The 12,528-nt window shown below is 71.3% G+C and carries 11 protein-coding genes; all 11 read left to right on the forward strand.

What is annotated here, in order from left to right:
• Positions 1–95 precede the first annotated feature (95 nt).
• The 11 genes from pyrR to metK all read left to right on the forward strand — a co-directional run bounded on the left by pyrR (position 96) and on the right by metK (position 12,527).
• Positions 96–647 (forward strand): bifunctional pyr operon transcriptional regulator/uracil phosphoribosyltransferase PyrR, encoded by a 552-nt coding sequence (pyrR, locus tag PX701_RS16470; protein ID WP_231430896.1) that lies wholly within the window; start codon positions 96–98, stop codon positions 645–647.
• Complete coding sequence (locus tag PX701_RS16475) at positions 644–1,594, forward strand: aspartate carbamoyltransferase catalytic subunit (protein WP_275506918.1); 951 nt, start codon at positions 644–646, stop codon at positions 1,592–1,594. Before pyrR ends, PX701_RS16475 begins: the two co-directional genes overlap by 4 nt.
• Positions 1,594–2,937 carry a dihydroorotase gene (locus tag PX701_RS16480; protein ID WP_231430898.1) on the forward strand — a complete coding sequence of 448 codons (1,344 nt, stop codon included), beginning with the start codon at positions 1,594–1,596 and terminating at the stop codon, positions 2,935–2,937. Before PX701_RS16475 ends, PX701_RS16480 begins: the two co-directional genes overlap by 1 nt.
• A complete protein-coding gene (locus PX701_RS16485; protein ID WP_231430899.1) occupies positions 2,930–3,481 on the forward strand; it encodes a PH-like domain-containing protein in 552 nt (183 codons plus the stop codon). The genes PX701_RS16480 and PX701_RS16485 overlap by 8 nt, the downstream gene beginning before the upstream one ends.
• Before the next feature lie 13 nt (positions 3,482–3,494).
• On the forward strand, positions 3,495–4,667 hold the full coding sequence (carA, locus tag PX701_RS16490) for a glutamine-hydrolyzing carbamoyl-phosphate synthase small subunit (RefSeq protein WP_275506919.1): 1,173 nt from the start codon (positions 3,495–3,497) through the stop codon (positions 4,665–4,667).
• Positions 4,667–7,957: a carbamoyl-phosphate synthase large subunit gene (carB, locus tag PX701_RS16495; RefSeq protein WP_275506920.1), complete on the forward strand. Its 3,291-nt coding sequence runs from the start codon at positions 4,667–4,669 to the stop codon at positions 7,955–7,957. Before carA ends, carB begins: the two co-directional genes overlap by 1 nt.
• A complete protein-coding gene (pyrF, locus tag PX701_RS16500) occupies positions 7,954–8,835 on the forward strand; it encodes an orotidine-5'-phosphate decarboxylase (protein ID WP_231430902.1) in 882 nt (293 codons plus the stop codon). The genes carB and pyrF overlap by 4 nt, the downstream gene beginning before the upstream one ends.
• Positions 8,828–9,748, forward strand: a complete 921-nt coding sequence (gmk, locus tag PX701_RS16505) for a guanylate kinase (RefSeq protein ID WP_231430903.1) — start codon at positions 8,828–8,830, stop codon at positions 9,746–9,748. The genes pyrF and gmk overlap by 8 nt, the downstream gene beginning before the upstream one ends.
• 76 nt (positions 9,749–9,824) lie before the next feature.
• Entirely contained in the window at positions 9,825–10,082 is a 258-nt protein-coding gene (rpoZ, locus tag PX701_RS16510) for a DNA-directed RNA polymerase subunit omega (RefSeq protein ID WP_231430904.1), read from the forward strand.
• A gap of 13 nt (positions 10,083–10,095) precedes the next feature.
• Complete coding sequence (gene coaBC, locus PX701_RS16515) at positions 10,096–11,337, forward strand: bifunctional phosphopantothenoylcysteine decarboxylase/phosphopantothenate--cysteine ligase CoaBC (protein ID WP_275506921.1); 1,242 nt, start codon at positions 10,096–10,098, stop codon at positions 11,335–11,337.
• A complete protein-coding gene (metK, locus tag PX701_RS16520) occupies positions 11,334–12,527 on the forward strand; it encodes a methionine adenosyltransferase (RefSeq protein WP_231430906.1) in 1,194 nt (397 codons plus the stop codon). Before coaBC ends, metK begins: the two co-directional genes overlap by 4 nt.
• The last annotated feature ends 1 nt before the right edge of the window (position 12,528 follow it).

Here is a 12,528-nt window from a genome sequence, read left to right on the forward strand (position 1 = left end):
GGCCGCGCCGCGACATGCTGCGTGCGGCCGACCCGGTAGACTGGCTGGACTTGGCAACCTTTAAGGCCGTCCTGAGAGGCGGAGAAGGGAGTCGGTTGATGGCACGTGCTGTGCTCAGTCAGGCTGACATCCAGCGGGCGTTGACCCGCATCTCGCACGAGATCCTCGAATCGAATCGCGGGAGCCGCGATCTCGTCCTCCTCGGCATTCCGACGCGCGGCGTGTTCCTCGCCCGCCGCATCGCCGAGACCATCGCGCGCATCGAACCCGATGCGCCGGAGCCCGCGGTGCTCGCCGGCGCCGTCGACGTCACGATGTACCGTGACGATCTCGGCCGCACCCGCACCCGCACGCCCTCGCCGACGCAGCTGCCCCCGGGCGGCATCGACGGCAAGACGGTCGTGCTCGTCGACGACGTGCTCTACTCGGGTCGCACCATCCGCGCCGCCTTCGACGCGCTCGCCGACCTCGGCCGGGCGCGCGCGGTGCGCCTCGCCGTGCTCGTCGACCGTGGGCACCGCGAGTTCCCGATCCGCGCCGACTTCGTCGGCAAGAACCTCCCGAGCTCGACGCGCGAGCGCATCAACGTGCGCCTCGTCGAGACCGACGGCGACGACGCCGTCACGATCGAGGGGGGCGACGAATGAAGCACCTGCTCGGCACGCGCGACCTCGCACGCGACGAGGCGATCGCCCTGCTCGACATCGCGGAGGACATGGCCGCCGTGCAGGAGCGCGAGGTCAAGAAGCTCCCGACGCTGCGCGGCAAGACCGTCGTGAACCTCTTCTTCGAGGACTCGACCCGCACCCGCATCTCGTTCGAGGCCGCCGCGAAGCGGCTCTCGGCCGACGTGATCAACTTCAGCGCGAAGGGCTCGAGCGTCTCGAAGGGCGAGAGCCTCAAGGACACCGCCCAGACCCTCCAGGCGATGGGCGCCGACGGCGTCGTCATCCGGCACCACGCGTCGGGCGCCCCGCACACGCTCGCGACGAGCGGCTGGATCGACGCGGGCGTCGTCAACGCCGGCGACGGCACGCACGAGCATCCGACTCAGGCCCTGCTCGACGCCTTCACCATGCGCCGGCGCCTGCACGGCATCGCGTCGCGCGGGAAGGGGCTCGACGGCGTGCACGTCGTCATCGTCGGCGACATCCTGCACTCGCGGGTCGCCCGCTCGAACGTGTGGCTGCTCGACACCCTCGGTGCAGAGGTCCAACTCGTCGCGCCGCCGACGCTCGTTCCCGTCGCGACGGGCTCCTGGCCCGCCGTGGTCGGCTACGACCTCGACGCCGCCCTCGCGAGCTCGCCCGACGTCGTCATGATGCTGCGCATCCAGGCCGAGCGCATGCACGCCGCGTTCTTCCCGAACAGCCGCGAGTACACCCGCACGTGGGGGCTCGACGACGCCCGGTTCGACGCGCTGCCGCCGACTACGATGGTCATGCACCCCGGCCCCATGAACCGCGGGCTCGAGATCTCGGCCCGTGCGGCGGATTCGCCGCGGTCGACGGTGCGAGAACAGGTCGCGAACGGAGTATCAGTGAGAATGGCCGCGCTCTATCTGCTGCTGTCGGGCGAACGGGGTGAGGTCTGATGGGCGAGCGCCACCTCATCACCGGCGCCACGCTGCCGAGCGGCGAACGCGCCGACATCCTGCTGTCGGACGGCGTCATCGCCGAGGTCGGCACCATCACGGATGCCTCGGGCGCGACGGTCCACGACGCCGACGGCCTCGTGGCACTGCCCGGACTCGTCGACCTGCACACGCACCTCCGTGAGCCCGGCTACGAGCAGAGCGAGACCGTGCTGACCGGCACCCAGGCCGCCGCCGTCGGCGGGTTCACCGCCGTGTTCGCGATGGCGAACACCTTCCCCGTCGCCGACACCGCCGGTGTCGTCGAGCAGGAGGCGAGCCTCGGTCGTGCCGCCGGCTTCGCGACGGTGCAGCCGATCGGCGCGGTGACCGTCGGGCTCAAGGGCGCGGAACTCGCCGAGCTCGGGGCGATGGCGCGGTCGCGTGCGAACGTGCGGGTGTTCAGCGACGACGGCTTCTGCGTCTTCGACCCGCTGCTCATGCGCCGCGCGCTCGAGTATGTGAAGGCGTTCGACGGCGTCATCGCCCAGCACGCCCAGGAGCCGAGGCTCACCGAGGGCGCGCAGATGAACGAGGGTCCGCTCTCGGCGGAGCTCGGGCTCACCGGCTGGCCGGCCGTCGCCGAGGAGTCGATCATCGCGCGCGACGTGCTGCTCGCCGAACACGTCGGCAGCCGCCTGCACGTCTGCCATGTCTCGACCGCCGGCTCGGTCGAGGTGATCCGCTGGGCGAAGGCCCGCGGCATCGACGTCACCGCCGAGGTCACGCCGCACCACCTGCTCCTCACCGACGACCTCGTCGCCGGGTACGACCCGCGCTTCAAGGTGAACCCCCCGCTGCGCCGCACCGAGGACACGCTGGCGCTGCGCGAGGCCCTGGCCGACGGCACGATCGACATCGTGGCCACCGACCACGCCCCGCATCCGGTGGAGGCGAAGGAGAGCGAGTGGGACGCCGCGGCCAACGGCATGGTCGGGCTCGAGTCGGCGCTGCCGGTCGTGCACGCGGCGATGGTCGAGACCGGCCTCATCGGCTGGGCCGACGTCGCCCGGGTGCTGTCGCAGGCGCCCGCCCGCATCGGCCGGCTTCGCGGGCACGGCGAGGCGATCGCCGCCGGCGCCGCGGCCGAGCTCACGCTCTACGACCCGCAGTCGAGCGGCGTGTTCGACCTCGACCGGCTCGCCGGCCGCAGCGTGAACTCGCCCTACCTCGGCCGCACCCTGCCCGGTCGCGTGGTCGCGACCTTCCATGCGGGCTACGCGACCTGCCTCGATGGACGTGCGCGTCCGGCCGACGAGGTCGCGCGACTCGCGGCCGAGGCCGCAGGAGGCGCGCATGGATAAGGTGATCGGCGCGATCGTCGCCGTCGCGGTCATCGCGCTCGTCGCCTGGCTCGTGCTCCGATCGTGGCGCCGACGAACGCGACGCGACGCGACGCTGTCGGCGCACCCGGTGCCCGCCGACCTCGGCGTCGCGACCCTCGAGTCCGAGGTGCTCTACGTCGCCACGACTCCGGCGGGCGAGCCGCTCGAGCGGCTCGCGATCCCCGGCCTCGCGTTCCGCGGGTCGGGACGTGTCGAGATCGTGCCGGAGGGGCTGGTCCTCCGCATCGCGGGGGAGCCGGTCACCTTCATCCCGGCCGACAAGCTGATCGGAGCGTCCACGGCGACGTACGCGATCGACCGTGCGGTCGAACCCGAGGGCCTCATCGCCGTCGGCTGGATCGCCGCCCTCGACGACGCGGAGGCCGAACCTCCCCGCGTCGACAGCTACCTCCGCGCCCGGTACCCGGGCGACCAGGCCCGGATCATCCGGGCCATCGACGACATCGCCGCCGCGCCCGACGCGCCGCGGCCGGAACACGAGAGCGAGGCCTCGGATGACTGAGACCGCCACCCCAATGTCAGAGCCGGCCGTGCTCGTCCTCGAGGACGGCACCCGCTACGAGGGCCGTGCCTACGGCGCCCGCGGGCGCACCGTCGGCGAGGCCGTCTTCGCCACCGGCATGACCGGCTACCAGGAGACGCTGACCGACCCGTCGTACGCCGGGCAGATCGTCATGATGACGGCGCCGCACATCGGCAACACGGGCATGAACGACGACGACGAGGAATCGAACCGCATCTGGGTGGCCGGCTTCATCGTCCGCGATCCCTCCCGGGTCGTGTCGAACTTCCGCTCGCAGCGGAGCCTCGACGACGACCTCGTTCGCTCCGGCGTGGTGGGCATCTCGGGCATCGACACCCGCGCGCTCACCCGGCACCTTCGTTCGGCCGGCGCCATGCGGGCGGGCATCTTCTCCGGTGACGATGCGCGCCTGAGCGCCGGCGAGCAGCTCGCCGTCGTGCAGTCGGGTGCCGAGATGGCGGGGCAGAACCTGTCGGCCGCCGTCTCGACCGCGGAGCCCTACACCCTGCCGGCGGAGGGCGAGCGCGTCGGCTCGGTCGCCGTGCTCGACCTGGGCGTGAAGACGTCGACCCTGCACTACCTCGCCGAGCGCGGGTTCGACGTGCACGTGCTCCCGCAGACGGCGACCGCCGACGAGATCCTCGCGATGCAGCCCGACGCGCTCTTCTACTCGAACGGCCCCGGCGACCCCGCGGCGTCCGACCAGCACGTCGAGATCCTGCGCACCGCGCTGCGCGCCGGCGTGCCGTACTTCGGCATCTGCTTCGGCAACCAGCTGCTCGGCCGGGCGCTCGGCTTCGGCACCTACAAGCTGACCTTCGGGCATCGCGGCATCAACCAGCCGGTCCTCGACCGCGCGACGGGTCGCGTCGAGATCACCGCCCACAACCACGGCTTCGCCGTGGATGCGCCGATCGACGCGGTGAGCGAGTCGAGCGAGGGCTTCGGGCGCGTCGAGGTCAGCCACATCGGCCTCAACGACAACGTCGTCGAGGGACTCAACTGCCTCGACATCCCCGCATTCAGCGTGCAGTACCACCCCGAGTCGGCGGCCGGCCCGCACGACGCGAACTACCTCTTCGACCGGTTCCGCGACATGGTCGTCCTTCGACAGGCCCAGGGCGAGTCGCCAACCACCGAGACCAGCCAGGAGGCAGGCAACTAATGCCCAAGCGCGACGACATCAACTCCGTCCTCGTCATCGGCTCCGGACCGATCGTCATCGGCCAGGCGGCCGAGTTCGACTACTCCGGCACCCAGGCGTGCCGGGTGCTCCGTGCCGAGGGCGTCCGCGTCATCCTCGTGAACCCGAACCCGGCCACGATCATGACCGACCCCGACTTCGCCGACGCGACCTACATCGAGCCGATCACGCCCGAGATCATCGAGCAGATCATCATCAAGGAGCGCCCCGACGCGGTGCTCCCGACGCTCGGCGGGCAGACCGCGCTCAATGCCGCGATCGCGCTGCACGACGCCGGCATCCTCGAGAAGCACGGCGTCGAGCTCATCGGCGCGAAGGTCGAGGCCATCCGCAAGGGCGAGGACCGCCAGCTCTTCAAGGACCTCGTGATCGAGGCGGGCGCCGACGTCGCCCGCTCGCACGTCGCCAAGACGCTCGACGAGGCGAAGGCGTTCGCCGAAGACCTGGGGTACCCGCTGGTCGTGCGCCCGTCGTTCACGATGGGCGGCCTCGGCTCGGGCTTCGCCTACACCGAGGACGACCTCGTCCGCATCGTCACGCAGGGCCTGCACGACTCGCCCACGACCGAGGTGCTCCTCGAGGAGTCGATCCTCGGCTGGAAGGAGTACGAGCTCGAGCTCATGCGCGACACCCACGACAACACCGTCGTGGTCTGCTCGATCGAGAACGTCGACCCCGTCGGCGTGCACACGGGCGACTCGATCACCGTCGCCCCGGCGCTCACGCTCACCGACCGCGAGTACCAGAAGCTCCGCGACATCGGCATCGACATCATCCGCGCCGTCGGCGTCGACACCGGCGGCTGCAACATCCAGTTCGCGGTCGACCCGGCCGACGGCCGCATCATCGTCATCGAGATGAACCCGCGAGTGTCGCGTTCGAGCGCGCTCGCGTCGAAGGCGACCGGCTTCCCGATCGCGAAGATCGCCGCGAAGCTCGCGATCGGCTACCGGCTCGACGAGATCCCCAACGACATCACCCGCGTGACGCCCGCGAGCTTCGAGCCGACGCTGGACTACGTCGTCGTCAAGGTGCCGCGGTTCGCGTTCGAGAAGTTCCCGGCCGCCGACCCGACCCTCACGACGACCATGAAGTCGGTCGGCGAGGCGATGGCGATCGGCCGCAACTTCTCGACGGCGCTGCAGAAGGCCCTGCGTTCCCTCGAGAAGCGCGGCTCGTCCTTCCACTGGGGTGAGGAGGAGCGCTCGGCCGACGAGCTGCTCGAGCTCGCGTCGGTCCCCACCGACGGGCGCATCGTCCTCGTGCAGCAGGCGCTCCGCAAGGGCGCCACGATCGAGCAGGCCTTCGAGTCGACGAAGATCGACCCCTGGTTCCTCGACCAGATCGTGCTCATCAACGAGGTCGCGGCGCACGTGGCGGCCGCCGAGGCGCTCGATCACGACACGCTGCTGCTCGCGAAGGACCACGGGTTCTCCGACGCGCAGATCGCCGAGCTCCGCGGCTTCGGCAGCGAGGCGGACGCACGAGAGGTGCGCCACATCCTCGGCATCCGACCGGTGTACAAGACGGTCGACACCTGCGCGGGCGAGTTCCCGGCGCTCACCCCGTACCACTACTCGAGCTACGACGTCGAGACCGAGGTCGAGCCGAGCGAGCGTCGCAAGGTCGTCATCCTGGGCTCCGGTCCGAACCGCATCGGCCAGGGCGTCGAGTTCGACTACTCGTGCGTGCACGCGTCCTTCGCGCTCTCGGCCGCGGGCTTCGAGACGATCATGATCAACTGCAACCCCGAGACGGTCTCGACGGACTACGACACGAGCGACCGCCTCTACTTCGAGCCGCTCACGCTCGAGGACGTGCTCGAGGTCATCCACGCCGAGTCGCAGACGGGCGAGCTCGTCGGCGTGGTCGTGCAGCTCGGCGGCCAGACGGCGCTCGGCCTCGCCAAGGGCCTCGAGGCGGCCGGCGTGCCGATCCTCGGCACGACTCCCGACGCGATCGACCTCGCCGAGGAGCGCGGGCTGTTCTCCGGCATCCTCGAGAGCGCCGGGCTGCTCGCGCCGCGCAACGGCACCGCGATCGATCTCGCCGGTGCCCAGCAGGTCGCCGAGGGCATCGGCTACCCGGTGCTCGTGCGTCCGAGCTACGTGCTCGGCGGACGCGGCATGGAGATCGTCTACGACACGGCCTCGCTCGCCGACTACTTCGTTCGCATCGAGGGTCAGGGCATCGTCGGGCCGAGCCATCCGCTCCTCGTCGACCGCTTCCTCGACGACGCGATCGAGATCGACGTCGACGCGCTCTACGACGGCACCGATCTCTACATCGGCGGGGTCATGGAGCACATCGAGGAGGCCGGGATCCACTCCGGCGACTCGAGCTGCACCCTGCCGCCCGTGACCCTCGGCCGCGCCGAGGTCGACCGCGTGCGCGAGGCGACGCGCGCGATCGCCGAGGGCGTCGGCGTGAAGGGCCTGCTCAACGTGCAGTTCGCGATCGGCGCGGGCGTGCTCTACGTGCTCGAGGCGAACCCGCGCGCGAGTCGCACGGTGCCGTTCGTGTCGAAGGCGCTCGGCATTCCGCTCGCGAAGGCCGCGAGCCGCATCATGGTCGGCGCGACCGTCGCCGAGCTCATCGCAGAGGGCATGCTGCCCGCGTCCGACGGGTCGCGCGTCCCGCTCGACGCACCGGTCGCCGTGAAGGAGGCCGTGCTGCCCTTCCACCGGTTCCGCACCCGCGAGGGCATCATGGTCGACTCGGTCCTCGGCCCCGAGATGCGCTCGACCGGCGAGGTCATGGGCATCGATCGCGACTTCCCGCGTGCCTTCGCGAAGAGCCAGCTCGCGGCCTACGGCGGCATGCCAGACTCGGGCACGGTCTTCGTCTCGGTCTCCGATCGCGACAAGCGCGCGATCATCCTGCCGGTGCTCCGCCTGCAGCAGCTCGGCTACGAGATCACCGCGACCGAGGGCACCGCCGAGGTGCTGCGTCGCAACGGCATCCGGGCGAGCGAAGTGCTGAAGTTCCACGACAAGCCCACCGCGGACGCGACGAGCGTGGTCGAGCTCATCCACCTCGGAGAGGTCGACGTCGTCGTGAACACGCCGAGCGGTCGCAGCTCGCGCGCCGACGGCTACGAGATCCGTGCCGCGGCCGTGGCCGCCGACATCCCCCTCTTCACGACCATCGCCGAACTGTCGGCCGCCGTGGCGTCGCTCGACGCGAAGGACGGCGGCTTCGAGGTGACGAGCCTGCAAGACTACGCCCGCAAGCGGGAGGAGACGGCGTGACCGACGAGCTCATCCCGTTCGGCGAGCGGCTCGGCGCCGTCTTCGCGGCCTACGGTCGGCTCTGCGTCGGCATCGACCCGCACGCCTCGCTCCTGTCGGCGTGGGGCTACGACGACTCGGCAGCAGGCGTCCGCGAATTCGGGCTGCGCGCCGTGGATGCCGCGGCCGGACGCGCCGGCATCGTCAAGCCGCAGGTCGCCTTCTTCGAACGGCACGGCGCCGCCGGCTACGCGGCCCTCGAGCGCGTGCTCGCCGAGGCGCGCGACGCCGGGCTCCTCGTGATCGCCGACGCGAAGCGCGGCGACATCGGGACGAGCGTCGACGCCTACGGCGAGGCGTGGCTGCGGCCCGGCTCGTCGCTCGAGGCCGATGCCATGACGATCAGCGCCTTCCAGGGCCTCGGGTCGATCGAATCGGTCATGGGCGCGGCCGAGCGATGGGGCAAGGGGCTCTTCGTCCTCGCGGCGACCTCCAACCCCGAGGCGGCCGCCATCCAGCGCGCCGTGCTCACCCAGTCGAGCCGCGAGGGGTCGACGGTCGCCGGCGCGATCGCCTCGGGCGTGACGAGCTGGAACCAGGGTCGTCCCGACGCGGCGGAGCGCGAGTTCGCCTCGATCGGCCTCGTGCTCGGCGCGACCGTCGACCTCTCGGCAGCGGGGATCGACGTGCACGGCGACGTGCCCCGGCCGGGTCTCCCGGTCCTCGCTCCCGGGTTCGGCCACCAGGGCGGCGAAGTCCGCGACCTGCGCGCGATCTTCGGCGCCCTCTCGGCAGGCGTCATCGTGAGCGAGTCGCGGTCGCTGCTCTCGGCCGGTCCCGACGGCCTCGCCGACGCCGTCGCGCGCCGCATCGACGAGATCGGCGCCATCGATGTCTGATCGTCCCGTCACCGCCGCCAACCCGCCCGAGGTCGACCGCGTCGCCGCCTCGCGCGCCGCCGTCGCCGCGCGACGGGCGCGCGCGGGCGTCAAGGCCGAGGTCGCCGCCTCGCGAAGGAGCCCGCTCGATGTCCTCCGCGTCGCCTACGAAGAGCCGGAGGGCGTCGAGGGGCGACTCCGGGTCACCGAGTTCCTGACGTCGATCCCCGCGATCGGCGCGACGAAGTCGGCCCGCATCATGCAGGACCTCGAGATCTCGACGTCGAAGCGTCTCGGCGGCCTCGGCCGCCTGCAGCGACGTCGGTTGCGCGAGTTCATCGCCGAGTGGGTCGCCGCCCACGGCGGCACCGGCGATCGTCTCGTGGTGCTCGCGGGGCCGACCGCGGTCGGCAAGGGCACCGTCGCCGGGTACATCCGCCAGCACCACCCCGAGGTCCGGCTCTCGGTCTCGGCGACCACGCGCGCGCCGCGGCCGGGCGAGGTCGAGGGCGAGAGCTACTACTTCGTCGACGACGCCGAGTTCGACCGCATGGTCGAGGCGGGCGAACTGCTCGAGTGGGCGACCGTGCACAACGCGTACCGCTACGGCACCCCTCGCAAGCCGGTGGAGCAGGCGATCGCCGCCGGCCAGAGCGTACTGCTCGAGATCGACATCCAGGGCGCACGCTCGGTACGACGTGCGATGCCCGACGCGACCCTCGTGTTCCTGCTGCCCCCGAGCTGGGACGAGCTGGTGCGCCGGCTCGTCGGCCGGGGCACCGAGACGGCCGCCGAGCAGCAGCGTCGACTCGAGACGGCGAAGGTCGAACTGGCCGCCGTCGACGAGTTCGACCACCAGGTCGTCAACCACGACGTCGGCGAGGCCGCCCAGAAGGTCGTAGACTTGATGCGACCTCGCAAGGGCCGACGCTGAGCCGTTCCCGGTTCGGCCTCCCTCGCCACGAGCTTTCGAGCGCCACGAGCGCATCCCACGATCAAGGAGTCATTCCATGGCTGAGAAGCAGTCCGGCATCATCGACCCGCCCATCGACGACCTGCTCTCGAAGGTCGACTCGAAGTACCAGCTGGTCATCTTCGCGTCGAAGCGCGCGCGCCAGATCAACGACTACTACGCCGACCTGCACGAGGGCAGCCTGTTCGACAACGTCGGCCCGCTCGTCGACTCGTCGATCGACGACAAGCCGCTCTCGGTCGCCATGCACGAGATCAACGAAGACAAGCTGCGGCTCCGCCCCCTCGGCGAGTGACGCCGAGGGCCGCATGACCCTCAACATCGTCGTCGGCATCACCGGCGGCATCGCGGCGTACAAGGCCGTCGGCGTCGTGCGGGCCCTCGTGCTCGCCGGGCACGACGTCCACGTCGTGCCGACCGAGGGAGCCCTGCGCTTCGTCGGCCGCCCGACGCTCGAGGCGATCTCGCGCAACCCGGTGCACACCGATCTCTACGAGGGTGTCGCCGAAGTGCGCCATGTCGCGATCGGCCAGGCGGCCGACCTCATCGTGATCGCGCCGGCGACGGCGAACACGATCGCGAAGCTCGCCGCCGGCCTCGCCGACGACCTGCTCGGCAACACGGTCCTCGCGAGCGAGGCGCCGGTCGTGATCGCGCCGGCGATGCACACCGAGATGTGGCGGAACCCGGCGACCCGGGCGAACATCGCGACCCTCGAGGCGCGCGGCGTCACCGTCGTCGGCCCGGCGGTCGGCCAGCTCACGGGCGCCGACAGCGGACCGGGCCGGATGGAGGAGCCCGAGGTCATCGTCGCGGCGGCGCTCGAGCGCGCGGCATCCCCGTCAGAGGGCGACCTCGCCGGACGCCGCATCGTCGTGACGGCCGGCGGTACGCGCGAACCGCTCGACCCCGTGCGCTTCCTCGGCAACCGATCGAGCGGCAAGCAGGGCGTCGCGATCGCCGAGGCGGCACGGGCCCGCGGGGCCCGCGTCACGCTCGTCGCCGCGAACCTCGAGATCGCCGAACCCGACGGCTGCGACGTACGCCGCGTGTCGAGCGCCCTCGAACTGCAGGCGGCGGTGACCGAGGCGGCGCAGGGCGCCGACGCGGTCGTCATGGCCGCGGCGGTCGCCGACTACCGGCCCGCGAGCGTCAGCGAGTCGAAGATCAAGAAGGATGCCTCGAACGACGGCCTCACTCTCGAGCTCGTCCGCAATCCCGACATCCTGGCCGGCCTCGGCGCGGCACCGCACGACGGCACGCTGCTCGTCGGCTTCGCCGCAGAGACCGAGCCCGACGACGACCGGCTGCTCGAACTCGGCCGGGCCAAGCGCCGGGCCAAGGGCGCCGACCTGCTCGTCGTGAACCGGGTCGGCTGGAGCGAGGGCTTCGCGACCGACGAGAACGCGGTCGTCGTCATCGACGGCGACGACTCGATCGTCACACGGCTTCACGGAACGAAGGCGTCGGTGGCCGGTGGCATCCTCGACGTGGTTGTCTCGAAGCTGACGAGCACTGCCGAACGCACGAAAGAAGCCGACCCCGCATGAGCGCCCTCCGACTGTTCACCTCCGAGTCCGTGACCGAGGGGCATCCCGACAAGATCTGCGACCAGATCTCCGACTCGATCCTCGACGCACTGCTGGCGGTCGACCCGCACAGCCGCGTCGCGGTCGAGACGCTCGTGACGACCGGCCTCGTGCACGTCGCGGGCGAGGTCACGACCTCGGGCTACGTCGAGATCCCCGCGATCGTCCGCGAGCGGGTCACGTCGATCGGGTACGACTCCTCGGACGTGTGGTTCGACGGTCGCTCCTGCGGCGTCTCGGTGTCGATCGGCGGCCAGTCGCCCGACATCGCGCAGGGGGTCGACCACGCCTTCGAGGCGCGCGAGCGTTCGAGCGAAGACGCGCTCGACCGGCAGGGCGCCGGCGACCAGGGCATCATGTTCGGCTACGCGACCCGCGAGACGCCCGAGCTCATGCCGGTGCCCATCTGGCTCGCGCACCGCCTCGCCGAGCGGCTCGCGCAGGTGCGCAAGGCCGGCGAGCTCGACTACCTGCGCCCCGACGGCAAGACCCAGGTCACCGTCGGCTACGACGGCCAGGTGCCGAAGACGATCGAGACCGTCGTGCTCTCGACGCAGCACTCGCCGGCGGTCTCCAACGAGCAGTTGCGCGCAGAGGTCGAAGAGCTCGTCATCCGCCCGGTGCTCGACACCGTCGAACTGGCCCGCCCCGAGCTCGCGGTGCTCATCAACCCGACCGGCCGCTTCGAGATCGGCGGGCCGCAGGGCGACGCGGGTCTCACCGGCCGCAAGATCATCATCGACACCTACGGCGGCGCGAGCCGGCACGGCGGCGGCGCCTTCAGCGGCAAGGACCCGTCGAAGGTCGACCGATCGGCGGCGTACGCGATGCGCTGGGTCGCGAAGAACGCCGTCGCGGCGGGGCTCGCGGACCGACTCGAGCTGCAGGTCGCCTACGCGATCGGCAAGGCCTCGCCGGTCGGTCTCTACGTCGAGACGTTCGGCACCGGTGCGCTGCCCGACGAGCAGATCATCGCGGCGATCCGCGAGGTGTTCGACCTGCGCCCGGCCGCGATCATCCGCGACCTCGACCTGCTCCGCCCGATCTACGCGCAGACCGCCGCCTACGGCCACTTCGGCCGTGAGCTGCCCGACTTCACGTGGGAGCGGCTCGACCGCGTCGCCGATCTCCGCACGGCCGCCGGGCTCTGAG

The organism is Agromyces chromiiresistens, assembly GCF_029167465.1.
Lineage (GTDB): Bacteria > Actinomycetota > Actinomycetes > Actinomycetales > Microbacteriaceae > Agromyces > Agromyces chromiiresistens.

Coding starts and splice junctions, on each gene's coding strand:
- PX701_RS16475 (WP_275506918.1), top strand. CDS start 644: ATGAAGCACCTGCTCGGCACGCGCGACCTCGCACGCGACGAGGCGATC.
- PX701_RS16480 (WP_231430898.1), top strand. CDS start 1,594: ATGGGCGAGCGCCACCTCATCACCGGCGCCACGCTGCCGAGCGGCGAA.
- PX701_RS16485 (WP_231430899.1), top strand. CDS start 2,930: ATGGATAAGGTGATCGGCGCGATCGTCGCCGTCGCGGTCATCGCGCTC.
- carA (WP_275506919.1), top strand. CDS start 3,495: ATGTCAGAGCCGGCCGTGCTCGTCCTCGAGGACGGCACCCGCTACGAG.
- carB (WP_275506920.1), top strand. CDS start 4,667: ATGCCCAAGCGCGACGACATCAACTCCGTCCTCGTCATCGGCTCCGGA.
- gmk (WP_231430903.1), top strand. CDS start 8,828: ATGTCTGATCGTCCCGTCACCGCCGCCAACCCGCCCGAGGTCGACCGC.
- rpoZ (WP_231430904.1), top strand. CDS start 9,825: ATGGCTGAGAAGCAGTCCGGCATCATCGACCCGCCCATCGACGACCTG.
- coaBC (WP_275506921.1), top strand. CDS start 10,096: ATGACCCTCAACATCGTCGTCGGCATCACCGGCGGCATCGCGGCGTAC.
- metK (WP_231430906.1), top strand. CDS start 11,334: ATGAGCGCCCTCCGACTGTTCACCTCCGAGTCCGTGACCGAGGGGCAT.